Source organism: Rhodococcoides kyotonense (assembly GCF_900188125.1).
GTDB lineage: Bacteria > Actinomycetota > Actinomycetes > Mycobacteriales > Mycobacteriaceae > Rhodococcoides > Rhodococcoides kyotonense.
In genome coordinates, this window is record NZ_FZOW01000002.1 from 268,448 (window position 1) to 292,962 (window position 24,515).

The following is a 24,515-nucleotide window of genomic DNA, read 5'->3' on the forward strand; positions in this document are numbered from 1 at the left end:
TAGGGTTCTCCGCTGTCGGGACGAAGTGAAATCCGCGAGCTGGGGGGCAGCAGTGGTCGAACGACTGTGGTTGGACGTCGCGTACGCAGAGAAAGACTTGGCCAAAGAACAAGGTGCGAGGTGGGATCCGACTGCGAAGCGCTGGTACGCGCCGCGGGCCGGAATCGAGGAACTCGCACGATGGGCCGCTCGTCCCGAGATTCCGGACGTTCTACCGGGTGAGGACAGAACTCTCGGTGACGGCTTGTTCGTCGATCTGATTCCCGACACCTGTTGGTTCACCAACGTCCGATCGTGTGTCGAGCCCGGAGACTGGGAGCGTCTTCGCCGGACCATCACCAGGCGGGCAGGAATGAAGTGCGAGATCTGTGGCGCGGAGGCGGACAGGCACGTCGACCGATGGCTCGAAGTCCACGAACGGTGGGATTACGACTGGATAGCGCGGACGCAGAGGCTCGCCAGGTTGATCTGCCTGTGTACGGACTGCCATCGCGTCACTCATTACGGCTTCGCCCAAGTGACGGGGAAAGAGCGCGAAGCGTTCGACCATCTCGTGACGGTCACAGGCAAGACACCTGCGCAAGCGCGACGCCACATCGACGACGCGTTCGTCGTGTGGCGCCGAGCGTCGGGCCTCGTATGGGATCTGGATCTCGACATTCTGACCGGAGTTGGAATCTCGGTCCGACGGCCGCCGAGTGCCGTCGAACGACGTGAAATAGCCGCTCGCAGCCTGGATGACGACGGTTCGACACCGTCTCGACGTGACTCTGGCTGTGAGGCAGACGAACCGCAGACACCTGGTCGAGCCATCGCTGCGTCTCCTCGCCGAAACACGAAGTGGTATCACCGCGTGACGTCGTGGTGGACCGCGTGACGGTATGGGCGGCGAGTACAGCAACGAGTGCGCGCACGGCACTCGCGAACACCGTGCTACGGTCTTGCTCATGCAGCGCACGTATTTTTGGTTTAGCAGGCCGGCCCCGGGTGGGTCAGCCAGCGACGCCATGCGCTGAGACCCCACCCCACGAGCCGGATGCAGACCGGCTCGACGTGTGAGTGGAGCTCTCCGAGAGTCGGTCTGAGAAACAGAAAGTGTTCTCATGACTATCGACATCACCCCTGCCAGTACGGATCTGGACGATCAGCGCACCATCAGCATCAGCCCTCTGGTTGCGCCGTCGTTGCTGCGCCGCGAACATGCAGCCGACGACGCAGTGTCGGCGACCGTTCGCCGCGGACGCGACGGTGTCGTCGACATCCTCGACGGGCGTGACGATCGGCTGATCGTCGTCGTCGGACCGTGCTCGGTGCACGACACGACCGCCGCGATGGAGTACGCGCGCAAGCTCGCCGAGAAGGCCTCCGAGCTGGGCGATCGACTGCACATCGTCATGCGCGTCTACTTCGAGAAGCCGCGTACGACGCTCGGCTGGAAGGGCCTGATCAACGACCCGCACCTCGACGGCTCGTTCGACATCAACGAAGGCCTGCGTGTGGGACGCCAGCTGCTGGTCGACATCTCCGCACTCGGTCTGCCGGTCGGATGCGAATTCCTCGATCCGATCACCCCGCAGTACATCGCGGACCTGGTCAGCTACGGCGCCATCGGCGCGCGCACCGCCGCAAGTCAGGTGCACCGTCAGCTCTGCAGCGCGCTGTCGATGCCGGTCGGCATCAAGAACTCGACCGAGGGCGACATCCAGGTCGCGGTCGACGGGACCCGCGCGGCCGCGTCGAGCCACGTGTTCCCCGGCACCGATCTCGACGGCCAGGCTGCGTTGATCCGCACGACCGGCAACCCGGACTGCCACGTCATTCTCCGCGGCGGCACCGACGGACCCAACTACGACGCGGAGTCCGTCGCCGACACCGTTGCACGCCTGCGGAAGTCGAACCTGCCCGAGCGTGTCGTCATCGACGCCAGCCACGGCAACAGCCGCAAGGACCACAACAAGCAGGTCGACGTCGTCACCGACGTTGCCCGACGCGTCGGCGAGGGTGAGCACGGCATCAGCGGCGTCATGCTCGAAAGCTTCCTCGTGGCAGGACGTCAGGATTTGACCCTGGGCCACAAGGAGGATCTGACCTACGGGCAGTCCATCACCGATGCCTGCCTCGACTGGGACACCACCGCAACACAATTGGACGCACTCGCCGACGCCGTGACACGTAGGCGCGGTTAACGAACGCCGCGCGGCCGGAACTGCACGCTGACGCGTGGCCCGGTCGCGCGGGTGCTCTTGGGCACCGCATGTTCCCACGTGCGCTGGCACGATCCACCCATGACGATCAGATCGCCGTGTCCGAGAGTGAATTTGAGCGACGCGCCGCCCCCGCGTGGCCTGAGCATCAACTGTCGCGTCGCGCCGAGGGAGAGGATGGCGACCATCGTGTCCTCGACCGCGCTGCGGCCGATGTTGTCGCCGTGCCAGGCGACGCTGTCGGATCCGTCTCTGTAGTAACACAATCCGGCGGTCGCGAACGGTTCGCCCAGTTCGCTGCGGTAGTGCGTGTCCAATGCGCTCTTGGCCTCGGACATCGCCGGTTCGGGCCATGGTTCGGATTCGGAGTAGAACCGTACGAGCCGGGGAACGTCGACCACTCGGTCGTACATCTGGCGTCGCTCGGCTCGCCAGTCGACCCCGTCGACCAATCGATCGAACAAGTCGACCGAACCGGCCCATCCCGGTCGGACGTCGACCCAGGCGCCACGGGTCAGTGTCCGCCGCGTCACCGACGACCCGAGCGGCCCGAAATCCTCGGCGGCATCGGTGAACAGCGAACCCTGTAGTTCCACGCTCATGTCGGCTAGCCTAGCTCGATTCGAACATATGTTCCAGCGAAAATCCGAACATCTGTCGGTGCGGCGGCTTATGGTGTCTTCCATGGCATACGACGTACAGGTCACGATCGATTGCGAAAAGCCTCACGAGCAGGCCAAATGGTGGGCCGAGGCGATGGGGTGGCAGGTCGAACCCTCGGACGGAGACTTCATCCGCAGCATGGTCGAGCAAGGCCACGCACAGGAGGAGGACACCACGGTGTTCGAGGGGAATCTGGTGTGGAAGGTCGGCGCCGCCATCGCGAACCCGGCCAATCCGAGCGGTCCGCGGTTGCTGTTCCAATCCGTTCCTGAGCCCAAGACCGCCAAGAATCGTCAGCACCTCGACATCCAAGTGGGCGACGAGCGTGAGACGGTCGCCCAGACTCTGGTCGAGAAGGGGGCGACCATTCTGTATCGAGATTCGCAGGGCCCGTACACCTGGATCACGATGACCGATCCCGAGGGCAACGAGTTCTGTCTGACCTAGCGAAACGACCCTGGAGTCTGGCCGGTCCACCGTTTGAAGGCCCGACGAAACGCCGACGGTTCGGAGAACCCGAGTTTGCTGGAGATGTCGTCGACGGAGTCGCCGCGGCTGAGACCCGACACGGCTGCGTCGCGAAGAACTTCCTCGCGGATCTGGTTGACGGACGTTCCCTCCTGGCGCAGGAGGCGTCGTAGATGCGCGGTGCTGACGGACAACATGCGGGCGATGTCGTCCGTGCCCGGCGCCTGGCTCTGCAGGCCGAGCTCCAAGGCCCTGCGGACCTGCGACGACGCGGTGCTGTCGTAATCCCGGGCAGTGAACAGCAGGTTCGGCGACTCGCGTAGGTAGTCCGCCAACGTGTCCTCGGTCTGGACGATGGGCGCTCGCATCGCGGAGTTGTCGAATTCCAGGGCCGCCGCCTGCGCTCCGAACGTCACGCGGGCACCGAACATCCGGTCGTACAACTTGCCTGTCGCCGGATCGGTCATCTCGTACGGCAACTCCACCGAATGCAGTTTCACACGCCCACCGATCAGCCATGCGGCGAATCGATGGACGAGCACCATGCGGAAGTCGGTGAGCAACTGCCCGGCCGTCTCCCGTGCGGCCTCGGGCAGGTGGCTGTTGTCGGCAGGCGGGATGGTCAGGCGGGTCGAGATGTCGCCGCGCGTGATCAACATCGGCGGCATCCCCGAGACGACACGCGTCGTCTCGGCCATGCGCACCAGAGCTGTGGACAGATCGGGGCAATGGATGAGAGTCAGGCAGATGACGCGAAAACTGCCGCGGCGCATGGGTGTCGAGGCCAGGCCGAACAGCTCGTCGTCGGTGATCTGCCACGCCGCCTGCGTGAACACCGTGACCTGTTCCGCTGTCAGGCGTCCGTGCGCATCGTCGAGAATGTCGTGCCCGATTCCTGCGATCGACAGCGGATACGACAGGTCGACGCCGCCACTTTCGGCGAGGGAGACAGCCTTGGCGACGAACCCGGCCGGAATCGTGCGGGCGCTCATCGGGTCACAGGGCGAGAAGTCTGTCGGCTGCCTCGGCGAGGACCTCGTCCTTCTTGCAGAACGCGAAGCGTACCAACGTCTTCCACGGTTCGGGATGGTCGACGAACGCGGTGACCGGTACAGCTGCGACACCGATGCGGTCGGGCAGGCTTCGGCAGAACTCGAGCGCATCGGTCTCGCCGATTCCAGCGATGTCGGCGCACACGAAATATGTTCCGCTGCTGGACTTCACGTCGAGACCGGCTTTGGTCAAGGCCGAGGACAGCAGGTCTCGCTTCGACTGCAGGCCGACCCTCAGATTCTCGACCCAGTCGGATTCGTGAGTCAGTGCGTGCGCCACGGCGGGCTGAAACGGTGTGCCCCCGACGAACGTCAGGAACTGTTTGGCCGCGCGCACTGCGTCGATGAGGTCACGAGGGCCGAGCGCCCAGCCCGTCTTCCATCCGGTTGCGTTGAACGTCTTGGCGGCACTCGAGACCGTCACAGTGCGCTCGAACATGCCGGGAAGCGTGGCGAGCGAGGTATGCGGAGTGTCGAAGGTCAGGCGTTCGTAGACCTCGTCCGTCATGACGAGAAGGTCGTGCGCACACGCGATCTCGGCGATGCGTACCAGCTCGCCGCGGCTCAGTACGGTCCCGGTGGGATTGTGAGGGGTATTGACGATCAAGAGCTTCGTGTCGGGGCCGATGGCTCGTTCGAGGGCGTCCGGGTCGAGTGCGAAACCGGTGCCGTCGGCTACGAGGGAAACGGTCTTTCGGCGTGCGCCTGCGAGCGCGACGGCAGCGGCGTACGAGTCGTAGTACGGCTCGATGAGCAGTACCTCTTCGCCCGGTTCCACCAAACCCAGAATGGTCGCCGCGATCGCTTCCGTCGCGCCGACCGTCACGAGCACCTGGCTCGCGGGGTCGTAGTCGATGCCGTAGCGCCGCTTCCTGTCCGCGGCCACAGCGTCACGCAGAACCGGAAGGCCCGGACCGGGCGAGTACTGATTCAGGCCGTCGGCGATCGCATGTTGGGCGGCCTCGAGCATGGATGCCGGTCCGTCGGTGTCGGGAAAGCCCTGGCCGAGGTTGACGGCGTTCTTCTCGAGCGCCAGCGCCGTCATCTCGGCGAAGATCGTGGATCCGAAGGGGCGGAGGCGCTCCACGGTTCGGCTCTGATGCGCGACGGACATTCCTGCAGCCTAACCGGGTCGTTCCTGCAGGCTCCACTCCCAGCCTATCCGGGTCGTTCCTGCAGGCTCCACTCCCGGCCCTATCAGGGTCGGGTCACATTTCGGGCGCCCGACTCGTCCGATTGGTAGGTGCCATCACTATCGAGGAGAAGTAGTCATGACGAGAATCCCACCCGTCACCCCGGAGAACGCGTCCCTACCGGTGCGGCTGGCGTACAAGGCAGCGGCGCGAATGTTCGGTGAGGTCCCGGAACCGTTCGCTGTCTTCGCGCATCATCCCAAGCTGTTCTTCGCCTCCAGCGTCAGCGAACTCGCGGCCGACAAGGCGTCGACCAGGCTTCCCGTGAGTGTCCGAGAGCTCGCCGTCTATCGAGCAGCGTGGACACTCGGATGCTCGTGGTGCGTCGACTTCGGGACGATGATCCAGCGTCTCGACGGTCTCGACGTCGATCGACTTCGAGACATCGACGAGTACGCGACCTCGCCGAAGTACTCCGACGACGAGCGAGCGGCGATCGCGTATTCGGACGCGATGACGTCGACGCCGGTGTCCGTGACCGACGAGCAGGTCGCGGATCTCGAACGTCGGTTCGGGCGAGCAGGTGTCGTCGAGCTGACCTATCAGATCGGCCTCGAGAACATGAGAGCGCGCATCAACTCCTCGCTCGGGATCACCGAGCAGGGTTTCGGTTCGGGGGAGACGTGTCGGGTTCCGTGGGCCGATTCGGTGCCGTCACACCCCTGAGCTTCGCCGGGTTCGCGAAGTCGTACGACGCCCAGACCAGGCCGTCGCGGACGGTGAAACCACCTGCTCGGGACGGGAATCCGCCCTCGCCTTCGATACCGTGGGAGAAGTAGCCCAACTGCCCGTTGACGGACGCGGGGACCATCGCCGTCAACGTCTCGGGGCCGTACTTGGCCACCAACCCCAGGTAGAAGCGGGCACAGTTTCGCGGGCCGTGCACGATTTGCACCGCGGTACGCGTCGTACCACCGCTGTCGCCGATCGTTCGGCATTCGGGATGCAGCGCGGCGACGACGCGGTCGAGGTCACCGCTCGCCATTGCCGTCATGAGCAGGGTGACGGCGGCGTCGTGTTCGGCGTCCGACACCGCGGACGGCGCCCCGTCGACCTGCTTCCTCGCGCGTGACGCCAATTGCCGTGCTGCGGCGGTACTCACGTCGAGAACGTCGGCGATCTCGGCGAACGGGACGGCGAAACCGTCGTGCAGAACGAATGCGACGCGCTGTGCGGGGGAGAGGGTGTCGAGAACGACGAGGGCCGCGAGCCGCGTGTCCTCGTCGGCGACCACGACGTCCAACGGATCCGACGCCGGGGTGTGGAGCGGTGACACGATCGGCTCCGGAAGCCACTGTCCCACATAGGTTTCGCGCCGCACCGTCGCCGACTTGAGGCGGTCCAGGCAGAGGCGCGCCACGACCGTCGTGAGCCAACCACGCAGATCCTCGATCGCCGACGCGTCGGCCGCCGACAGACGCAGCCAACTTTCCTGGACCGCATCCTCGGCGTCCGCGACGCTTCCCGTGACTCGATATCCGACGGCCAGAAGATGGCCGCGGTGGGACTGGAACCGGTCGGCGAGCGTGCTCGTGCTCATGGCCACCAGAATAGATTGTCTACTTGGTCGGTAGGATTCGCGCCATGCGATTCGGACTGTTCATTCCTCAAGGCTGGCGACTCGATCTGGTCGGTATCGACCCCTCCGCACAGTGGGACGTGATGCGGAATCTCGCGACCGCCGCCGACTCCGGCCCGTGGGAATCACTGTGGGTCTACGACCATTTCCACACCGTTCCGGAACCGACGGAGGAGGCGACGCACGAGGCCTGGACGTTGATGTCGGCGTTCGCGGCGTCGACGTCGCGCATCCGACTCGGTCAGATGTGCACCGCGATGGCCTACCGCAACCCCGCGTACCTCGCGAAGGTGGCAGCGACGGTCGACCTGATCTCCGCGGGTCGCGTCGAGATGGGCATCGGTGCGGGGTGGTACGAGCACGAGTGGCGTGCCTACGGCTACGGATTCCCTGCGGCAGGCGACCGCCTCCGCGCGCTCGACGAGGGTGTGCAGATCTTCAAGCAGGCGTGGGAGACCGGCTCGGCCACGTTCGACGGCAAGTACTACCAGGTCGACGGCGCACGCGTGTGGCCGAAACCGTTGCAGGACGGCGGAATTCCGCTGTGGATCGCCGGCGGCGGTGAGAAGGTGACGCTGAAGATCGCGGCCAAGTACGCCGACTACACCAACTTCGACGGCACCCCCGACGGGTTCGCACGCAAGTCGGAACTGCTGAAGCAGCACTGTGCCGCCGTCGGGCGTGATTTCGACGCCATCGTTCGGTCGTCGAACTACAACGTCGCGATCGGTTCCACCGAAGCCGAGGTGCAGGATCGGCTGAACCAGCTGCAGGACCGTCTGACGAAGTACGTCGGCGCCGAGAAGGCCGACGCGGCGTTGAACGCGTTCCGCGGATTGCCCGGCGTCGGAACTCCGGAGCAGATCGTCGAAAACCTGTCGGCACTGAAGGCCAAGGGCCTCGGCTACGGCATCTTCTACTTCCCGGAGGCGGCCTACGACCGCTCCGGAATCGAACTGTTCGAGCGCGAGGTCATCCCGGCTCTGTCGTAACAGCTCTACTCGAGGTCGTGAGGGTCGATGAGCAACTGCTGGTTGTCGGCCTCACGAACCTTGGGGGACAGGCCGATGTTCGCGACGAGCAGCGCCCACTCCGCCTCGGTGATCTCGGACGTGGCTCGGTCGATGATCGACTTGTCCTTCGTGCCCCACGCGATCGGCATCGGGGACACCATCTGCCACGTGTCGCCGATCGTGTTCTTGTTTCGGTCGGCGAGAACGGAGATCGACGGCACGAGCTCGCCTTCCACCAATTCGTGACCGGGCAGTGAGCGGATGCTGCGGGTGACCAGCGCGTAATGCTTCGTCTCGGAACCGGGCTTGGCGATGTCGATCAGTGCCAACAACGTCACTCCACGCGCTCGCTTCTCGGAGATCACCGCAGGCACCAGTCCGCCCTTGGCATACAGATCCTCGACGGTGCCGACCTTGCGCGGAGCCCACACCGTCACCCACAGCGATGTCGCCGCGGTGATCAAGAACACCGCTCCGAGAATGTACGACCACGGATGCGCCAGCCAGAAGAACCAGATCCCGGCGGCGATCAACACCACAGCCGTCACGATGGCCGACACGCGAAGCCTGCGCACGTCGGCCATCGTCTCGTTCACCGAATGGGCGTGGGCTACATCGACCGGAAACTGGAATTGGCGCACACGCCCATTATTAGCACGCGGTGTCAGATTGCGGGACCGAGCATGTCGTCCGCGTCGGTGATGCGGTACGCGTACCCCTGCTCGGCCAGGAAGCGCTGACGGTGTGCCGCGTATTCCGCGTCCAGGGTGTCGCGCGAGACGACGGAGTAGAAATGCGCTTGTCCACCATCGTGTTTCGGACGCAACAGGCGTCCCAGGCGCTGCGCTTCCTCCTGGCGTGACCCGAACGTTCCCGAAACCTGTACTGCCACAGACGCTTCCGGAAGGTCGATGGAGAAGTTGGCGACCTTGCTGACCACCAACGTCTGGATCTCACCCCGTCGGAACGCGTCGAACAGCAGTTCTCGTTCCTTGTTTCTCGTCGATCCTTGGATCACCGGCGCGTCGAGCGCCTGGCCGAGTTCGTCGAGCTGGTCGAGGTAGGCGCCGATCACCAACGTCGGAGCGTCCTTGTGCTTGTCCAGGATCGATTTCACGACGGCGATCTTGGTATGCGCCGTCGAGCACAGCTTGTAGCGCTCTTCAGGTTCGGCGACGGCGTACGACATGCGTTCGGCGTCGGTCAGTGTCACGCGGACCTCGATGCACTCGGCCGGTGCGATCCAGCCCTGTGCCTCGATGTCCTTCCACGGTGCGTCGTATCGCTTGGGCCCGATGAGGGAGAAGACGTCGCCTTCGCGGCCGTCCTCACGGACCAGCGTCGCGGTCAGGCCGAGGCGCCGACGCGACTGCAGATCGGCCGTCATGCGGAACACCGGCGCGGGAAGGAGATGGACCTCGTCGTAGATGACCAAGCCCCAGTCACGGGAGTCGAACAGCTCGAGGTGCTTGTACTCACCCTTCGTCCGACGCGTGATCACCTGGTACGTGGCGATCGTGACCGGCCGGATCTCCTTGCGCTCGCCGGAGTACTCGCCGATCTCTTCCTCGGTCAACGACGTACGCGCGATCAGCTCACGCTTCCACTGCCTGCCCGCGACGGTGTTGGTGACGAGGATGAGCGTCGTCGCCTTGGCCTTGGCCATCGCTGCCGCGCCGACCATCGTCTTGCCTGCACCGCAGGGGAGCACGACGACGCCACTGCCGCCCGCCCAGAAGGAGTCGGCTGCCATCTCCTGGTAGTCGCGCAGCGACCAGTGGCCGCCTTCCTGGTCGAGGTCGATGGGGTGTGCTTCACCGTCGACGTACCCGGCGAGGTCCTCGGCCGGCCAGCCGATCTTCAGCAGCATCTGCTTGAGGTGCCCGCGCTCGCTGGGGTGGACGATGACGGTGTCCTCGTCGACCTTGGCCCCGAGCATCGGTGCGATCTTCTTGTGTCGCATGACCTCGGTGAGCACGGCCCGGTCGAGGCTGATCAGCGACAGTCCGTGGATCGGGCTCTTCACCAACTGCAGGCGCCCGTACCGAGCCATCGTGTCGACGATGTCGACCAGCAACGGCTGCGGAACCGCGTAGCGCGAGAAGTTCACGAGCGCGTCGACGACCTGCTCGGCGTCGTGGCCCGCGGCTCGGGCGTTCCACAGCGCGAGCGGGGTGATGCGGTAGGTGTGGACGTGCTCGGGCGCGCGCTCGAGCTCCGCGAACGGGGCGATGGCGCCGCGAGCTTCGCCGGCCTGCGGGTGATCGATCTCGAGCAACAGCGTCTTGTCGGACTGGACGATCAAGGGTCCGTCGGTCACCGGTTCCTCCTAGAGAACTACGTGTCGCGCATGAAAGAGCGCAACTTCTCCATTGTCCACATCCGGCGCCTCCGGCGCATGTGCGTAGAAATACATAGCCCTCTATGTATTTCTACGCACATGGGCCGAAGGCCCCCTACTCGACCAACGCCACCGACGTGATGCGGTGCAGCGTGAACCGCCGGACCACTCCTGTCGCCGGATCGAACGCGTCGAGCTGACCCCCTCCGACACTGACCGGATCCACGACGCGTTGCGACGCCACACCTTGGGCATCGACGTACCCGATGGACACGCTGCGACGCACCTTGACCGCCGTCTGCAGCAGCGCCATCGTCGCCGAGCCGGTAGCGCGGGTGCCATCCGAGCGGACGGTCTTCCCTCCTGCGGAGGCCGCGCGATCGCCTGCGCGCAGTTCGGTGACCAGCTTGCCGAGCTGCTCCTCGGTCGGGACTGCTTGGTTGCGGTAGGTCGGTCGCTGACGTCGGGCAGGTACCCGGGCACCATGCGATCGCAGGTCGACGATCGCGCCGCTGGAGTCCTCGCCCGCCGGCGCGAACCCGGCCGACGACAGCAACGACATGACCTCCGCCAGCGGTGCCTGCGAGATGGCGACCGTCGGAGCAAGTGCGCGCAGAGCCAGCTGCTCGGCCGCGGGCGACTTCAGCACCTCGGCCAGCAACGCCGGGTCCTCGCATCGCACGAACGACGACGCGACACCCGCGCGCAGCCTGCCGTGCCTGCGTGCCACGTCGTCGATCAGATAGGTGAGGCCCTGCGGTACGGGAGTGCGGGAGTGCACCTCGAACAGGGAGTGCAGTTCGGCTGCGGACATACCGACGTCCAGAGCGCGACGCAGGCTGGCGTCGGTGATGCGGTACATCGTCGCGGCACCGGCGGATTCGACGTCGGCGACGAGGTCGATCCGGTCCGACAGGTCCGGTTCGAGCGGCCCGGGCGCGACGAGCGTGAGATCGGCCTGAAGGAGGATGTAGTCGATCGGCGCGGGCAGTGCGTCGCGCATCTCGGCCTCGGCGTCGCCGCCGTGCAGCAGAGCCTTACCCGGTGTGGACAGTGCGCCGCGCGCGACGATGCTGAGCGCCGTCGCCTCGGCGAGCATGCGCGAGACCGGACGCGGTGAGAACCGAGCCGCCGAGCGTGGTCGACGCCACGCGAGGCCTCGCGAGACGTCGATCTCTCCCGCCGAGGTGCCCGTGCCGAGGTCGGCGAGGTACTCGAGGATCGTCCGCCGGTCGCGCGGTGCGGCAGGCGAGCGCACTTCTTCGGACAGGGCGGCGACGGGCTTGTCGTTCGGGTCGCGCATCCCGATCAGCCACGGCGCCCGCTGCAGCTCGAGCCACGCCGACGCGATCGTGTGCCACCTGGCCGCAGTCGTTGCCGTCGTCCACGAGTCGGCGGCCGAGGTCGGCGCCCAGTAGTCCTCGCCGGAGTCGTTCCTGGGCAGCGGGTCCGGGGTGCCACTGGAGATGAGCGACGCGGCCGCGAGGAGTTCGACGAGCAATCCGACGCGGGCGTCGTCGAGGCCGGTGACCTTCGCGATGCGTTTGATCTCGCGCACGCCGAGTCCACCGGCCTTGAGCGCGGGAGCGGGCGTGTCCGACAGCGCTTCGACGATCGCCGCGCAGTGCCTGATCAGCTCGAGTGCCTCGCCTGCCGCGGCCGCGTTGACGTCGGCCGCCGTGAGCTTGGTGCCGGCAGGCTTGGGCGGTGCCAAGGAGGTCGGGTCGGTGATCGGCTCGCCTCGCAATGCCTGGCCGACCTGATGGGGGAGTTCGACGGTCTGTTCGTCGAGCCAGATGAGCAGACCGGCGCGAAGGAGCTTCTGGACGGGCCTGTCCGGTGGTGTGTCGGGTGCAGCGTCCCGGGTGCGGCCGGTGGGCGACGACCGGGCCAGTGTCTCGAGCAGGCCCCGTTCGCTGTCGTCGAGACCGGCGAGGGCCTGCGTGATCTGCTCGGCGGTGAGATGTTCGGTGGCGTCGAGGATGCGGCCGATTCGCCATGGGACGGCGTCCTTGGCGGCGGGAACCATGCGCAGCGACGTCGTACCCCAGATCAGAGCGCGTTCACGCAGTGCCGTGAGGGCGCGGTCGACGGCCTTCGCGGTCGCGCGCTTGGCGATGATCGCATCCAGCTGTGCTCGCGTGACCGGCATCTCGTGTGCGCCCTCGATCGCGAGCATCTCGAGGATGGTCAATCCGAGGGTGTCCAGAGTGTCGGCGGCACGCAGGATGGAGGCTCGCTGCTCGGCCCGTCCGGCGAGCACGCCGACGGTCCCGGGCGGCGGTACGGTCAGGTCCGGCCGCAGCGTCAAGGTAGTGACGAGCTCGGTGTCGGTACGAGATTTCAGCCACGCCGCAAGGTCCGGAGGCACTGCTGTATCGGTCATTGCTTAACAGATTAGTGACCTGGGCTGGTGTACGCCGCAGCGCAGGTGTCAAAATGGGCACATGGTGAACAAGTCGAAGAAGCCCTATGTCGATCCAGGCTGGCCCGAAACCGCTCGTGGTGACCACGCGGTGACCGAGCTCTCGTCCTCTCGTTCGGGAGGCCTGTCCCCGTTCGGTGAGGAGACGGAGTTCCCGTTGCCGGTGGACCAGCTGCCGTACGCGCATCCGGTGACCGTCGTCAACCGGTAACGCTGGTCGACGGACAGCAACACGAGAAAGGCCCCCGAGAGAATCTCGGGGGCCTTTCTCGTATGTATGGGGCTTACTGAGGCAGGAATGCCTTGTTCGCCTGGTAGAACTCGACGAGCTGCGGATCCAGCTGGATGCCCTTGGTGGCGTCCTGGATGAACGACGTGATCTGCGGGTCGTTCGTGATGGTCTGCACGGCAGTGGTGATGCCGTCGATGACCTCGGCGGTGCCGTCGACAGTCGGGATGGACGTCAGGTCGGGGAGCTTGGGTGCTTCGGGAGCGGACTGCGGCGATGCCGGAACGCTGCGCTCGGTGGGCGCGCTGCTCAGGCCGAGGCTCGACGAGCAGGAGGGCCATGCGCCCCAACCCTGCGACGCGAGAACCTTCTCGGCGACGGCGATCTGCTCTTCGCGGCTGGCCTGGTTCGCGGTAGCTGCGTACTGTCCGCCGCCGTGCGAGGTCCAGGTGCTCGGGGAGAACTGCAGGCCACCCTGGAAACCGTTGCCGGTGTTGATGCCCCAGTTGCCGCCTGCTTCGCACTGAGCGAGACGGTCCCAGTCGGAATCAGGTGCTGCATTGGCGGTGCCGGTGAAGGCGATGCCCGCGGTGCCCATGATTGCGCCGGTGACGGCGACCTTGGCTACGGTGCGGCTGGTGGTGGTCGGCTTGCGATGACGTCCGCTCATACGAGTTGAAATCCTCTCCACTGGCGCCTGCGAGGTCAGCTGTCGGGTTCGGGCTGAGAGGTAGCCCGGCCTTTTCCTCCTCGAGAAAAAAGGCTTCACCCCAAGGAAAACGCTGCCGAGACAGTGCTTTCCGGTTATCCGAGAGGACGTGTGGGTCCCCCGTCCTCGTCCCCTGGGTGTTCGTCGAGGGTCCGATGTCCGCGGGACGAGGTTTGGCGCTGCGGGATCGGTTTCGGCTGAAGTTTCTCAGCCGCTGACGACCGTACTGAACTTCCGGCGGAGTGTCACCATTTGGTAACTGTCGGTTCTGTGGGGTGTCGGGGACGTCGCACTGCACCCTCGAGGGGTGGTTCGGCGAATCTGCAGCTAGCGGCGCTGAGGCATCGACGACGCCCGCCCGTTGCCCTTCCGTTACCCCGCTGTTATGTGATTGAAGTCACACCAATCCGGAATGGGGCGGGAGGGGCTGGAGTGATCAGGCGTCGACGATGTCCTTGCCGAGCGGCATCAGCGAGATCGGGATCATCTTCAGGTTCGCGATGGCAAGGGGAATGCCGATGATGGTGATGGCCATCGCAACGGCCGTGACGATGTGACCGATCGCGAGCCAGATGCCGGCGACGATCACCCAGATCACGTTGCCGATCACCGACGCCACTCCCGATGTCGGCTTCTCGACGACGGTCTTGCCGAACGGCCACAGCGCGTACACGCCGATGCGGAACGACGCGATGCCGAACGGGATGGTGACGATGAGGATGCAGCAGACGATGCCCGCCGCGAAGTATCCGAGCGCGAGCCAGAAGCCGCCGAAGATCAGCCAGATGATGTTCAGGATCACTCGCACTTGTCGGCCCCTCTACCTCGCACGTCTACCGGACATCAGGGCAAAGACTATCGCCAGAACGAAGCCGAGGGGCGACGCCAGCATTGCAGTCAGATAAAGCCACAGCGGCGGTTGTTCGTGGGTGATCGCCGGGACGGCGAAGATCGCCACGATCGCGAGCAATCCGACGGCGAAGATCGTCAGCGCGACGCGAAGCAGCGTGTTGCTGTGAGAACGAGTTGGCTCGGGCACGCACTCAACAATATGGGTGTCGCTGCTGCAGGCTCGACTCCCGGCCCGCGAAAACCCAGGTGCCCCCTGCATCCCCACCGCTGTAGACTGCAGTATTCGCGTCCTACGTTCTCTGTGGGGCGCGAAAGCTGTGTTGAAGGACTTCGAGCGAATGGACGGGTGAGCGCAGTGCCGACCGGCAAGGTGAAGTGGTACGACGTCGACAAGGGTTTCGGCTTTCTCTCGCAGGAAGACGGCGAGGACGTCTACGTTCGTTCGTCTGCGCTGCCTCCTGGTGTCGAGGGCCTCAAGGCCGGTCAGAAGGTCGAGTTCGGCATGGCTGCCGGTCGACGCGGCCCGCAGGCGCTCACGCTGAAGGTGCTCGAGCCTGCCCCGTCCGTGCGTCAGAACACCGGCAATCGCCGCGAACCGGTCGAGCGCAAGCACACTCCTGATCAGCTGCACGGCATGGTCGAGGACATGATCACGCTGCTGGAGGCGACCATTCAGCCGGATCTGCGCAAGGGCAAGTACCCGGACCGCAAGACCGCGCACAAGATGTCGGAAGTCGTACGCGCGGTGGCCCGGGAGCTCGACAGCTAGCTCGGCTGCGTCGTCGCGATCGACCAGATCGCGTGGCTGATGATCTCTTCCTGCTGGGTGTCGGTGTCGATGACACCCGAGGGCAGTCGGACCTCGACGCCCAGCAGCGCGCGCCCCTGGTCGTCGACCGGCGGCACCGTCACCGACGGAGTGGTGTCGGGCAGGTAGAACGTGTCTGACTCGACAGCGTCGGCGCCGGACTCGTCGGAGTACACGGCCGCGAGGATCCACGGCGCCGACGAGATCTCGTTCGGCAGCGACAGCTGTAGCGGTCGACCTTCGCGCACCGGAAGCGTGACGCTCTCGCCGTCGCTGCCGCACAGCGGCTGATCGACCGGGCAGTAGAGGTACGGCTGGACGTCGATGGTCCGGCCGTCGGCGAACGCGGTGATGGTCGGTCGGTGCGATGGTGCGTCTCGGATGAGAAGAGCGAGTACGGCCACGAACGCGACGACCACGACGACGGCTCCCACCGCCCCGATTGCCAGGATCTTCTTGGTTTTCGGTGCGAGGTTCACTTAGCTCACGTTCTGTCGGGTGGCGGCGTCGGGAAAGGTCTGCTCGGCGTGCTCGGGTCGGTTTCCGCCGAGGCCGGGCAGCAGCGACTTCCCTCGGTAGGTGAGGAAGGTCTGCACGAGACCGATCGTAAGCAACGCCGACACGACGGTGAAACCCAGCCAGTACTCGGTCGGCAGCAGCACTCCGAGTGTTCCGCCGAGGACCCAGCACAGCTGCAGAACGGTCTCCGAACGCCCGAATCCCGACGCGATGGACTCGGGCGGCAGGTCGGACTGCAGGGAAGCGTCGAGAGAGACCTTCGCCAGTGCACTTGCACACGACGCGACGAGCGCGGCCAGTGCGGCCGTGAGCAGGCTGTCGGTGATGGCGGCGATGATCGCGAAGATTGTCACCGCCGCAGTGCAGCGCAGTACGACGATCGCCGGCCTGCCGAGCTTGATGCGCGCACCGGCGGCGTTGCCCGCGAAGTTGCCGATCGCGGCGCCCGCTCCGACGAGTCCGAGCATCGCGGCCTGCTTGATGGGCTCGTGTTCGGTCTCCGATTTGGCGACGAATGCGACGTACAGCGTCAGGAACCCGGTGAGGATGCGGATCGTCCCGTTGCCCCACAGCCCGACGATGACGGCCTTGCCCAAGGGCTGACGACGGTTCTTCGGCGGCGCGACTGCCTGCTTCTCGCGTCGGATGACCTCGGTGGCGGCGTCGTCGCCGTGATAGCTGAGCGTCGCGGGCACTTCGCCTTCGGTGACCTCGACCCACGACGGGATGCGCATGCTCAGGTACGCGCCGAACACCGTCACGGCAGCGACGAACCACAGCGCTCCCGACGACCCGGCCAACCACGCGATCGCGGCCGCGATACCGCCTGCGACGATCGTGCCGCCGAGCAGCCCGAACACCGTGAGCCGTGAGTTGACGCGGACGAGGTCTATCTCCGGCGGCAGCACCCTCGGTGTCACCGCGCTCTTGAGCACGGCGAACGACTTGCTGAGCACGAGCATGCCGAGCGCTGCGGGATACAGCACCCAACTGTCGAAGTTGAACACGAGAACGATCGCCAGCGTCGTACGCAGCACGAACGACGTGGCAAGCGCGATGCGTCGACCATGTTGGAGACGGTCCAGCATCGGCCCGATCAGCGGTGCGATGACGGCGAACGGCGCGATCGTGATGAGCAGGTACAGCGCGACCTTCGTCTTGTCCTCGCCGGTGGCCGCCGAGAAGAACAGCGTGTTCGCCAGTGCGACGGCGAGTGCCGCGTCCGACGCGAAGTTCGCCATAGTCGCGTACGTCAGTGCTGTCAGACCGGACTTGTCGGCACCGTCGGCCTTGGCGGCACGCTGGAACGCGCCGATGCCTTTGCCTGTCAGCTCGCGACTGCGCATCGCGGCGACGCGGGTGACCGTCAGCTTGCGTGGCATCGGCGGCGGCTTCGGCCCGCTGCCTTTTCCTGGAGGCGGCGTCGGGGGATGCAGCGGGGGCAACGGAGTCCGCCTGCTGGCCTGACGAGGCGCAGGGCGGTAGTTGTCGAATCCCGGGTGATCCTCACCCGGAGGGGTATCGGAGTGTCGGGGATCGGTCACGAGATCAATTCTGTCCTAAAACTCGGAGCCGCGATGACACCGACTCACGGCTGGGGTGTGAACTGCACCTCGAACATCGTCGGCCACAGCTTTCCCGTGACGAGGAATCGGTCGGTGCCCGGTATCTGCGCGATTCCGTTGAGGACGTCGGCGCCCGCGCGTTCGTCCGCGGTCATCGAATTCCACAGCGGCGACGCATCGATCATCTCGGTGACGACGCCGGTGTCGGGGTCGATCCGGGCGATGTCGAAGCTTTGCCAGATGTTGGCGTAGACGGAACCGTCGTCGGCGCATTCGAGTTCGTTGAGGTTGCCGAGCTGCTCACCGTCCATGGTCACCGCAACCGAGCCGGTCTCGTCGAACGTCTCGGGGTCACGGAGCGTCAGCGTCGACGACCCGTCGCTCATGACGAGGCGATCGCCGTCGTCGCACAGTCCCCAGCCTTCGCCGTCGTAGTTCACCTGTCGTCGTTCGCGCAGCGTGGCCGGATCGCGGTCGAATGCGACACCGTCGCGCCACGTGATCTGCCAGACGGTGTCGCCGGAGACCGTCAGGCCCTCACCGAAATACTCGGACGACAGGTCGACGCGTCGCAGCTCCTCACCCGTGTCGAGCGACGTCACCCGCACGTACGACGACCCGGTGCGGCCGGTGCCCTCGTAGAGCTCGTTGCCCGAGATCTCGAGGCCCTGGGTGAATGCGGACACGTCGTGCGGCGTCGTCGCCACCACCCGCACGGTCGACGATGTGACGGTGGTCGGCTCGGGCTCGGTCGGTTCGGTGGAGCAGCCGACCAACAGTGCCGCCACGACTACCGCGCAGGGCGCTGTGCGGAGAGGGACGGTCATCGGATCATCATGGCAGGCCCGAACTGGGCGCTTTCGACGACATGCGGCACTATGGATATGTGAGTTTCGCATCGTCACCAGAGCTCGAACAGCCTCAGCGCGTCCAGACGGAGAACGATCGGATTCGTCCCGTGCTCGCCGACGCCGCGGAATCGGCGCGGCAGGCGATCGTCGATCTGGGGGAAGGCGGCGTCGGCGAGTACCTCGGCGTCACGGCCGAGGACCACAGCGCCGCAACCCATCGCTTCGTCAGCGACCTGCCCGGTTACCGGGGATGGCAGTGGGCTGTCGTCGTCGCGGCGCCCGAAGATGCCGACACGGCAACCATCAGCGAGCTCGTGCTGCTGCCAGGACCCGACGCTCTCGTTGCACCCGAGTGGCTGCCGTGGGACGAGCGCATCCGTCCCGGCGATCTCGGACCCGGTGACCTTCTGCCTCCCCGTCAGCAGGACCCTCGGCTCGTACCGGGGTATGTCGCGACGGGCGACCCGGAGGTCGACGACGTCGCGTACGAACTTGGCCTCGGCCGGACGCAGGTCCCCAGCCGCGAAGGACGCCTCGACGCGGCCGAGCGTTGGCACGACGGCGAATTCGGCCCGGACAGCGAGATGGCGAAGGCCGCGCCGTCGACGTGTGGGCTGTGTGGGTTCTACCTGCCGATCGCCGGATCGTTGTCGGCCGCGTTCGGTGTGTGCGGCAACGAGTTCGCCGCCGACGGACGCGTCGTGCACGCCGAATACGGTTGTGGCGCACACTCGGACACCGAGTTGCGAACCGGTGCAGGATCTCCGCAGTTCGAACCGTTCGACGACGCCGTGTTGGACGTCATTCCGCAGGAGCCGCAATCGACGGACTGAGCGATCCTTTCGACACCGAGGCGCTTCGTGCCGGGGTGGTGTCGGCGTGGACGTCGTCGCCCACCCGGCTTCGGGAGGACGCGTCGACCGAGGCCGATCTGGTTCGCTCCGGTTACCGTGACCGACTGCTGACGGAGTTGGCGCAGAACGCCGCCGATGCAGCATCGCGGGCGGGTGTCCCAGGGCATCTGCGGGTGTGGATGGATGGCGACGCCCTGCACGTGGCCAACACGGGAGCCGCTCTCGACGTGGGTGGTGTGCATGCGCTGACGGCGCTGCGTGCGTCGGCGAAGACGTCGGGTGTCGGTCGCTTCGGCGTCGGATTCACCGCCGTACGTTCGGTGTCCGGCGAGATCGAGTTCCGTTCCGCTGCAGGTGGAATCGTGTTCAGCGCCGACCGGACGGCGCGGGTTCTCGCCGATGCCGGGGCGAGCGTCCCGGACGCGGGAGTGCCGGTCCTGCGGTTGGCGTGGCCGACGAATATCGCACCGGCAGAGGGCTTCTCGTCGGAGATCGTCCTGCGCGACGCGGACGTCGCGCTCGAGTCCTTCAGGGCCGAGGCCGTCGACCTCCTTCTGGAACTCGACGCGCTGGAGTCGATCGAGATCGGCGGTGAGCGCTTCCTCCGCAGCACGAGAATTGTCGACGGCGGTGCCGAGGAAGTATCCATCGGGGATCTTTCCTGGTGGCAGTTCCGCACCGAGCGGGCTCGGTGGCTTGCACCGATGATCGACGGTGTTCCGGTCCCGGTTGCGAAGGACGTCCTGCGGGCGCCGACGCGGTCCGACGAGGAATTGTCGTTGCCTGCCATCGTGATCGCCGACGTGCCGATGCAACCGGACCGGCGGCGAATCCTGCCGGGCGCACCCGTCGAGCGCATCGCGGACGGCTACGGCCGTGTTCTCGCCGCACTTCCGCCGGCGTCGCGTCCGCTGTTCGTTCCCGAACCCGGGTTCGCGCGCAGTGAGGTCGACGGCATCCTGCGCGAGCAGATCGTGCGCGAATCCGCCTCGACGCCATGGCTTCCCGGTGCGGACGGCACGGATTTGGTCCCGTCGCGCGCGATCGTGTTGCCGGGTCTGACCGACGAACTCGCTGCCGTGCTCGCTCCTGTGATGCCCGATCTCGCGGCGCCGTCGGTGTCTGGGCCGCGGCACGGTCCGGCGCTCGCAGCAGTGAACGTTCATCGCATCGGGTTGGCGAGGTTGGCCGACATGCTCTCCGGCACGTCGCACGAGCCGTCCTGGTGGCGCCGGCTGTACGACGCGTCGGCCCCGCTCGTGACCGACGGGGTTGCTGCGGAAGAGCTTGCGGCCCTTCCTGTTCCGTTGTCGGACGGGCGAACGGTGACAGGCCCGCGCACGACGGTCGTCGCGGTCGGGGCACAGGGCGTCGAGGGAGTGCACTGGGCACGGTTGGTTCACCCGGATGCGTTCTCTCCGTTGCTGATTCGCCTGGGTGCGACGGAGGCGACGCCGGCCGAGCTCGTGTCCGATCCGGCGCTGCAGGTCGTGCTCGACGAGCTCGACTGGGACGACGACGATGCCGTACGCGAACTCGCCGACACCGTGTTGTCGCTGGCGAGCGGCCTGCGGGATCTGCCGTCGTGGCTGGGTTCGCTACCGCTGGAGGATCTTTCGGGTGATCTGCGTGCCGCCGACGAGCTGGTGCTTCCCGATGCGCCACTGGTGAACCTGTTGTCCGAGGACTCGCCGTTCGGTGTCGTCGCGGGCTCGGTCGTCGAACAGTTCGGTGCCGAGGCCCTGCGTGCAGTCGGTGTCGGCTGGGGATTCGGCGTCGTCACCGAGGAACTGCCGACCGGACCGGATCACGACCTCGCCGACGAGGACGCGTGGTGGGCGTCGCTGCGGGAAGATCCGGAGACTCTCGTGGCCGTCCGCGATCTGGATCTGGTCGACGAGCGCCGCTGGGCGGAGGCACTGTCGGAATTGGCCGGCGATCGCACGACTCTCGCCGCGCTCGACGACCGCGACGGGTATACGGCGTGGTGGCTGCGCAGGCATGCCGTCGTGAACGGTCACCGACTGGGGAGCTACCGAGCGCCATCCGACGTCACCTTCGCGGGTCTGCTCGATCCACTCGATCATCCTGTCGCGGATGCGATCGGTGCGGCGTTGGCACCGTCGGTGTGCGACAGCGCCGAGTTCGCCGGGCTGCTTCTGGAACGACTGGCCGACCCGGCGCGCACTCCGAGTCCTGCCGTGATCGCGCGGACGCATCGGCTCGTCGCCGACGCGGTGGCGTCGGGTGCCGTCGAACTCGACGATCTCGATGTTCCGGACGAGGTACGGGCCGTGTCGGGTGCGCTGATCGATCCCGCTGATGCGGTCGTCGTCGATCGCCCGTGGCTCGTGGGCGTCGTGCCCGCGGAGGTTGCCGTGGTGTCCTCGATGGCGACGGCGTCGACACTGGCGTCGATCCTCGACGTGCGCACCGCGTCGGAGTCGATTCACGGTGAGGTCGTCGGTGTCGGCCGAGTCAGCTCGTGGGACCGGGAAGCCGGTGCGGTACTCGCCTTCGCGGCGTCGGAGTCCGAGCTACCGGTGGGCCGGGTCGTCGTACATCGGGAATTGGTGGTTCGACTGACGGGTGCCGTCGAGGGGGAGCGTCGAGTGGCGTCGTGGGTGACGGACGACGGCATCACTCACCACGACGAGAGTTGGGGGAGACCGCGTGGACAGTGAAGTCCTTCGCTGGATGGTCGAGCACCGGGTGCCGTGGTTGACCGACGTGTTCTGGGTGATCACGACTATCGGCAACACGTTCGCGATGTCCGTACTCGCGACGATCACGACGGTTGCACTTGCGCTGAAAGGTCGACGGACCGATGCAGTGATGGTCGCCGTGTCGATGCTGACCGGCTATGCCCTGATGAATCTGCTCAAGCTGTACTTCTCGAGGGATCGTCCGCTGATTCCCGACCGGTTGGTCGAGATCACGTCGCATTCGTTCCCGTCGGGGCACGCGATGATGTCGGCGATCCTGGCCACGACGGTGACCGCGCTGATGTGGCGGTCGACCGTGTCGTGGCTTCGGAATCCGGTGGTACTTGCCCTACCTGCCGTCGCGTCGTTGCTGATCGGCTTCTCGCGCATCTATCTCGGTGCGCACTGGACGACGGACGTGTTGGCAGGCTGGTTGTTCGGGGTGATCTGGGGTGCAGCCGCGGTGGCTGTTAGCGCGCGAAGTCGCTTCGCTGAGCGATGACGAGCAACTCGTCGCGCATCGATGGGCTGGAAACGGCGTGCGCGCGGGCGTAGAGAGCGCGGAGCGAACGAACGTGGTTGCGGCGGGTACGGAACTGCGAAACGAGCTTCATGGCCTTGCTTTCGGGAATCGATGTTGCTAATGAACTGACATAACCGATACTCCACGTTAAATCTGTGTTACTCAACCTCGATGCCAGGTGAATTTCCGCACGTCAGCGCGTCGGTATGACCGCCGTTACTAGGACAGGCCACGTTGTGCGGTCTTGCTGCCGCGTCGCGCTGCCGCACGCTGGACCAGGAACACCGTGAAACCGAGGACGCCGACGACGATTCCGGTCCAACAGGTCGTCGTTGCGAATGCCCAGCGATCGCCGCTCAGGACGACTACGACGGTGGCGACGATCCATGCGAGGATTCCGACAGCGAGTACCGGCGCCGGATCCGTCAGGCGCGGACTGAGCACCGTCTCCCTGTTCACGTTCTGCCTGTCCACGAATGTAGGTTACCCCCATGGCTTTCTCGTCCCGGCTGCTGGACAACTACTTCAAGATCACCGAACGCGGGTCCACCGTCGGCGCCGAAGTACGTGGCGGTCTCGTCACATTCGTCGCGATGGCCTACATCGTCGTCCTCAATCCGCTGATCCTGGGCAGCTTCTCGCCCGATGACGCGGCGGCCAAGACGGACGTACTCGGCAACATTCTCCCGGTCTCTCAGGTGGCCGCGGTGACGGCTCTCGTCGCCGGGTTCATGAGCATCCTGTTCGGCATCGTCGCCAACTATCCGTTCGGCATCGCCGCGGGTCTCGGCATCAACACTCTGCTCGCCGTCACGATCGCGCCGCAGGTGACCTGGCCGGAGGCAATGGGACTCGTCGTCATCGACGGCATCATCATCGTGTTGCTCGCGGTCACCGGCTTCCGTACCGCCGTGTTCAACGCCATCCCAGCGGAATTGAAGGCCGCGATCGCAGCAGGCATCGGTGCGTTCATCGCCTTCATCGGTCTCGTCGACTCCGGTTTCGTCCGCCGCATCCCCGACGTCGCAGGCACGACGGTTCCCGTCGCGCTCGGCATCGACGGGTCCATCGCGTCGTGGCCGACGGCCGTGTTCGTGTTCGGTGTGCTGCTGATGGGCGTCCTGGTCGTGCGAAAGGTGCGCGGCGGCTTGCTGATCGGCATCGTCGTCACCACCGGCGTCGCGGCGATCATCGAAGCGCTCACCGATGTCGGACCGTCTCAGGGCGTCGACCCCAAGGGGTGGAACCTGAGCGTGCCGATCCTGCCGGACAACCTCTTCCAGATTCCCGATCTGTCGCTCGTGGGTGATGTGAATCTGTTCGGTGCCTTCACTCGCATCGGTGTGCTCGCGGCCAGCCTCCTCGTCTTCACGCTCGTGCTCGCCAACTTCTTCGACGCGATGGGCACGATGACCGGACTCGGCAAGGAAGGCAACCTCGTCGACTCGAAGGGCACGCTGCCCGGCATCGGGAAGGCTCTCGTCGTCGAGGGCACCGGCGCGATCGCAGGCGGCGCCGCATCGGCGTCGTCGAACACGGTGTTCGTGGAATCGGCGTCGGGCATCGCCGAAGGCGCGCGAACCGGACTCGCGAACGTCGTCACCGGCGTGCTGTTCCTCGCCGCGATGTTCCTGACGCCTCTCACCGCGATCGTGCCGATCGAGGCCGCAGCTCCGGCCCTGGTCGTCGTCGGTGCCTTGATGATCGGGCAGGTCCGCGACATCGATTTCACGAAGTTCGAGATCGCGCTTCCTGCGTTCCTGACCATTGTCGTCATGCCGTTCACGTACTCCATCGCCAACGGGATCGGAGTCGGTTTCATCACCTGGGTCGTACTCGCGGTAGGTGCCCGGAAAGCGAAATCGGTACATCCCTTGCTCTGGGTCGTCGCTGCGCTGTTCGTTGCATATTTCGTCGTCGGACCCATCACTGACGCGGTTACGTGAGCCTTCAGGCGTCTCT

The 24,515-nt window shown here is 65.9% G+C and carries 25 protein-coding genes and 1 riboswitch; of the genes, 11 read left to right on the plus strand and 14 right to left on the minus strand.

Translation table 11 applies throughout. From position 1 onward, the window contains the following. The first annotated feature begins 52 nt into the window (after positions 1–52). Together CHB96_RS04075 and CHB96_RS04080 are read left to right on the plus strand one after the other, a co-directional pair. Positions 53–877 carry a DUF5710 domain-containing protein gene (locus CHB96_RS04075; RefSeq protein WP_089243326.1) on the plus strand — a complete coding sequence of 275 codons (825 nt, stop codon included), beginning with the start codon at positions 53–55 and terminating at the stop codon, positions 875–877. Positions 878–1,103: 226 nt separating this feature from the next. Beyond that, entirely contained in the window at positions 1,104–2,186 is a 1,083-nt protein-coding gene (locus CHB96_RS04080; protein ID WP_089243327.1) for a 3-deoxy-7-phosphoheptulonate synthase, read from the plus strand. Here the strand turns inward: CHB96_RS04080 and CHB96_RS04085 are convergent. Continuing rightward, a complete protein-coding gene (locus tag CHB96_RS04085; protein WP_089243329.1) occupies positions 2,183–2,806 on the minus strand; it encodes an alpha-ketoglutarate-dependent dioxygenase AlkB in 624 nt (207 codons plus the stop codon). The two genes, CHB96_RS04080 and CHB96_RS04085, sit on opposite strands and share 4 nt — an antisense overlap. Positions 2,807–2,888: 82 nt before the next feature. Here CHB96_RS04085 and CHB96_RS04090 point away from each other — a divergent pair, with 82 nt between their 5' ends. After that, positions 2,889–3,314 (plus strand): VOC family protein, encoded by a 426-nt coding sequence (locus CHB96_RS04090; RefSeq protein ID WP_089243331.1) that lies wholly within the window; start codon positions 2,889–2,891, stop codon positions 3,312–3,314. Here CHB96_RS04090 and CHB96_RS04095 read toward each other — a convergent pair. Together CHB96_RS04095 and CHB96_RS04100 are read right to left on the minus strand one after the other, a co-directional pair. Then, on the minus strand, positions 3,311–4,327 hold the full coding sequence (locus CHB96_RS04095; RefSeq protein WP_089243333.1) for an AraC family transcriptional regulator: 1,017 nt from the start codon (positions 4,325–4,327) through the stop codon (positions 3,311–3,313). The genes CHB96_RS04090 and CHB96_RS04095 overlap by 4 nt on opposite strands. 4 nt (positions 4,328–4,331) lie before the next feature. After that, positions 4,332–5,501 carry a pyridoxal phosphate-dependent aminotransferase gene (locus tag CHB96_RS04100; RefSeq protein ID WP_089243335.1) on the minus strand — a complete coding sequence of 390 codons (1,170 nt, stop codon included), beginning with the start codon at positions 5,499–5,501 and terminating at the stop codon, positions 4,332–4,334. A gap of 157 nt (positions 5,502–5,658) precedes the next feature. On the opposite strand from CHB96_RS04100, the gene CHB96_RS04105 reads away from it, so the two are divergent. After that, complete coding sequence (locus CHB96_RS04105) at positions 5,659–6,246, plus strand: carboxymuconolactone decarboxylase family protein (RefSeq protein WP_089243337.1); 588 nt, start codon at positions 5,659–5,661, stop codon at positions 6,244–6,246. Here the strand turns inward: CHB96_RS04105 and CHB96_RS04110 are convergent. Then, positions 6,173–7,120 carry a sigma-70 family RNA polymerase sigma factor gene (locus CHB96_RS04110; protein WP_089243339.1) on the minus strand — a complete coding sequence of 316 codons (948 nt, stop codon included), beginning with the start codon at positions 7,118–7,120 and terminating at the stop codon, positions 6,173–6,175. The two genes, CHB96_RS04105 and CHB96_RS04110, sit on opposite strands and share 74 nt — an antisense overlap. Positions 7,121–7,164: 44 nt before the next feature. On the opposite strand from CHB96_RS04110, the gene CHB96_RS04115 reads away from it, so the two are divergent. Beyond that, positions 7,165–8,151 (plus strand): LLM class F420-dependent oxidoreductase, encoded by a 987-nt coding sequence (locus CHB96_RS04115; protein WP_089243340.1) that lies wholly within the window; start codon positions 7,165–7,167, stop codon positions 8,149–8,151. 5 nt (positions 8,152–8,156) lie between these two features. On the opposite strand, the gene CHB96_RS04120 is transcribed toward CHB96_RS04115, so the two are convergent. The 3 genes from CHB96_RS04120 to CHB96_RS04130 form a co-directional block, all read right to left on the minus strand. Beyond that, positions 8,157–8,813: a DUF3239 domain-containing protein gene (locus CHB96_RS04120; RefSeq protein ID WP_245865217.1), complete on the minus strand. Its 657-nt coding sequence runs from the start codon at positions 8,811–8,813 to the stop codon at positions 8,157–8,159. Between the two features lie 23 nt (positions 8,814–8,836). Continuing rightward, positions 8,837–10,492, minus strand: coding sequence for a DNA repair helicase XPB (locus tag CHB96_RS04125; protein ID WP_089243344.1), 1,656 nt, complete (start codon positions 10,490–10,492; stop codon positions 8,837–8,839). Positions 10,493–10,628: 136 nt separating this feature from the next. Beyond that, on the minus strand, positions 10,629–12,899 hold the full coding sequence (locus CHB96_RS04130) for a helicase-associated domain-containing protein (RefSeq protein ID WP_089243346.1): 2,271 nt from the start codon (positions 12,897–12,899) through the stop codon (positions 10,629–10,631). A 61-nt stretch (positions 12,900–12,960) separates the two neighbouring features. Here CHB96_RS04130 and CHB96_RS04135 point away from each other — a divergent pair, with 61 nt between their 5' ends. Next, entirely contained in the window at positions 12,961–13,149 is a 189-nt protein-coding gene (locus CHB96_RS04135; protein ID WP_089243348.1) for a hypothetical protein, read from the plus strand. A gap of 73 nt (positions 13,150–13,222) precedes the next feature. Here CHB96_RS04135 and CHB96_RS04140 read toward each other — a convergent pair whose 3' ends face one another. From CHB96_RS04140 to CHB96_RS04155, 3 genes are all read right to left on the minus strand, one after another. Then, a complete protein-coding gene (locus tag CHB96_RS04140; protein ID WP_089243350.1) occupies positions 13,223–13,837 on the minus strand; it encodes a transglycosylase family protein in 615 nt (204 codons plus the stop codon). An 8-nt stretch (positions 13,838–13,845) separates the two neighbouring features. Continuing rightward, positions 13,846–14,033: riboswitch (cyclic di-AMP (ydaO/yuaA leader) on the minus strand. A gap of 279 nt (positions 14,034–14,312) precedes the next feature. After that, complete coding sequence (locus tag CHB96_RS04150; protein WP_089243352.1) at positions 14,313–14,684, minus strand: YccF domain-containing protein; 372 nt, start codon at positions 14,682–14,684, stop codon at positions 14,313–14,315. A gap of 12 nt (positions 14,685–14,696) precedes the next feature. Then, positions 14,697–14,915, minus strand: coding sequence for a hypothetical protein (locus CHB96_RS04155; RefSeq protein WP_089243354.1), 219 nt, complete (start codon positions 14,913–14,915; stop codon positions 14,697–14,699). Between the two features lie 168 nt (positions 14,916–15,083). Here CHB96_RS04155 and CHB96_RS04160 point away from each other — a divergent pair, with 168 nt between their 5' ends. Next, positions 15,084–15,497 (plus strand): cold-shock protein, encoded by a 414-nt coding sequence (locus tag CHB96_RS04160; RefSeq protein WP_176444154.1) that lies wholly within the window; start codon positions 15,084–15,086, stop codon positions 15,495–15,497. Here the strand turns inward: CHB96_RS04160 and CHB96_RS04165 are convergent. The 3 genes from CHB96_RS04165 to CHB96_RS04175 are packed head-to-tail and all read right to left on the minus strand — an operon-like array spanning position 15,494 to position 18,447. Beyond that, positions 15,494–16,015 (minus strand): DUF2771 domain-containing protein, encoded by a 522-nt coding sequence (locus CHB96_RS04165; protein ID WP_089243358.1) that lies wholly within the window; start codon positions 16,013–16,015, stop codon positions 15,494–15,496. The two genes, CHB96_RS04160 and CHB96_RS04165, sit on opposite strands and share 4 nt — an antisense overlap. Beyond that, positions 16,016–17,599, minus strand: a complete 1,584-nt coding sequence (locus CHB96_RS04170; RefSeq protein WP_176444123.1) for an MFS transporter — start codon at positions 17,597–17,599, stop codon at positions 16,016–16,018. 44 nt (positions 17,600–17,643) lie between these two features. After that, positions 17,644–18,447, minus strand: a complete 804-nt coding sequence (locus CHB96_RS04175; protein ID WP_089243360.1) for a glutaminyl-peptide cyclotransferase — start codon at positions 18,445–18,447, stop codon at positions 17,644–17,646. A gap of 41 nt (positions 18,448–18,488) precedes the next feature. Here CHB96_RS04175 and CHB96_RS04180 point away from each other — a divergent pair, with 41 nt between their 5' ends. The 3 genes from CHB96_RS04180 to CHB96_RS04190 are packed head-to-tail and all read left to right on the plus strand — an operon-like array spanning position 18,489 to position 22,532. Continuing rightward, positions 18,489–19,304 carry a DUF3027 domain-containing protein gene (locus tag CHB96_RS04180; RefSeq protein ID WP_089243362.1) on the plus strand — a complete coding sequence of 272 codons (816 nt, stop codon included), beginning with the start codon at positions 18,489–18,491 and terminating at the stop codon, positions 19,302–19,304. Between the two features lie 35 nt (positions 19,305–19,339). Then, positions 19,340–22,009, plus strand: coding sequence for an ATP-binding protein (locus CHB96_RS04185; protein WP_245865219.1), 2,670 nt, complete (start codon positions 19,340–19,342; stop codon positions 22,007–22,009). Beyond that, complete coding sequence (locus CHB96_RS04190; RefSeq protein ID WP_089243364.1) at positions 21,999–22,532, plus strand: phosphatase PAP2 family protein; 534 nt, start codon at positions 21,999–22,001, stop codon at positions 22,530–22,532. The genes CHB96_RS04185 and CHB96_RS04190 overlap by 11 nt, the downstream gene beginning before the upstream one ends. 240 nt (positions 22,533–22,772) lie before the next feature. Here CHB96_RS04190 and CHB96_RS04195 read toward each other — a convergent pair whose 3' ends face one another. Next, positions 22,773–23,027 carry a DUF2530 domain-containing protein gene (locus CHB96_RS04195; protein ID WP_176444124.1) on the minus strand — a complete coding sequence of 85 codons (255 nt, stop codon included), beginning with the start codon at positions 23,025–23,027 and terminating at the stop codon, positions 22,773–22,775. Positions 23,028–23,044: 17 nt separating this feature from the next. On the opposite strand from CHB96_RS04195, the gene CHB96_RS04200 reads away from it, so the two are divergent. Further along, positions 23,045–24,499, plus strand: a complete 1,455-nt coding sequence (locus CHB96_RS04200; protein ID WP_089243366.1) for an NCS2 family permease — start codon at positions 23,045–23,047, stop codon at positions 24,497–24,499. Positions 24,500–24,515 lie beyond the last annotated feature (16 nt).

Coding starts and splice junctions, on each gene's coding strand:
- CHB96_RS04130 (WP_089243346.1), bottom strand. CDS start 12,899: ATGACCGATACAGCAGTGCCTCCGGACCTTGCGGCGTGGCTGAAATCT.
- CHB96_RS04180 (WP_089243362.1), top strand. CDS start 18,489: ATGCGGCACTATGGATATGTGAGTTTCGCATCGTCACCAGAGCTCGAA.
- CHB96_RS04110 (WP_089243339.1), bottom strand. CDS start 7,120: ATGAGCACGAGCACGCTCGCCGACCGGTTCCAGTCCCACCGCGGCCAT.
- CHB96_RS04175 (WP_089243360.1), bottom strand. CDS start 18,447: ATGACCGTCCCTCTCCGCACAGCGCCCTGCGCGGTAGTCGTGGCGGCA.
- CHB96_RS04135 (WP_089243348.1), top strand. CDS start 12,961: ATGGTGAACAAGTCGAAGAAGCCCTATGTCGATCCAGGCTGGCCCGAA.
- CHB96_RS04100 (WP_089243335.1), bottom strand. CDS start 5,501: ATGTCCGTCGCGCATCAGAGCCGAACCGTGGAGCGCCTCCGCCCCTTC.
- CHB96_RS04105 (WP_089243337.1), top strand. CDS start 5,659: ATGACGAGAATCCCACCCGTCACCCCGGAGAACGCGTCCCTACCGGTG.
- CHB96_RS04095 (WP_089243333.1), bottom strand. CDS start 4,327: ATGAGCGCCCGCACGATTCCGGCCGGGTTCGTCGCCAAGGCTGTCTCC.
- CHB96_RS04140 (WP_089243350.1), bottom strand. CDS start 13,837: ATGAGCGGACGTCATCGCAAGCCGACCACCACCAGCCGCACCGTAGCC.
- CHB96_RS04090 (WP_089243331.1), top strand. CDS start 2,889: ATGGCATACGACGTACAGGTCACGATCGATTGCGAAAAGCCTCACGAG.
- CHB96_RS04080 (WP_089243327.1), top strand. CDS start 1,104: ATGACTATCGACATCACCCCTGCCAGTACGGATCTGGACGATCAGCGC.
- CHB96_RS04085 (WP_089243329.1), bottom strand. CDS start 2,806: ATGAGCGTGGAACTACAGGGTTCGCTGTTCACCGATGCCGCCGAGGAT.
- CHB96_RS04200 (WP_089243366.1), top strand. CDS start 23,045: ATGGCTTTCTCGTCCCGGCTGCTGGACAACTACTTCAAGATCACCGAA.
- CHB96_RS04115 (WP_089243340.1), top strand. CDS start 7,165: ATGCGATTCGGACTGTTCATTCCTCAAGGCTGGCGACTCGATCTGGTC.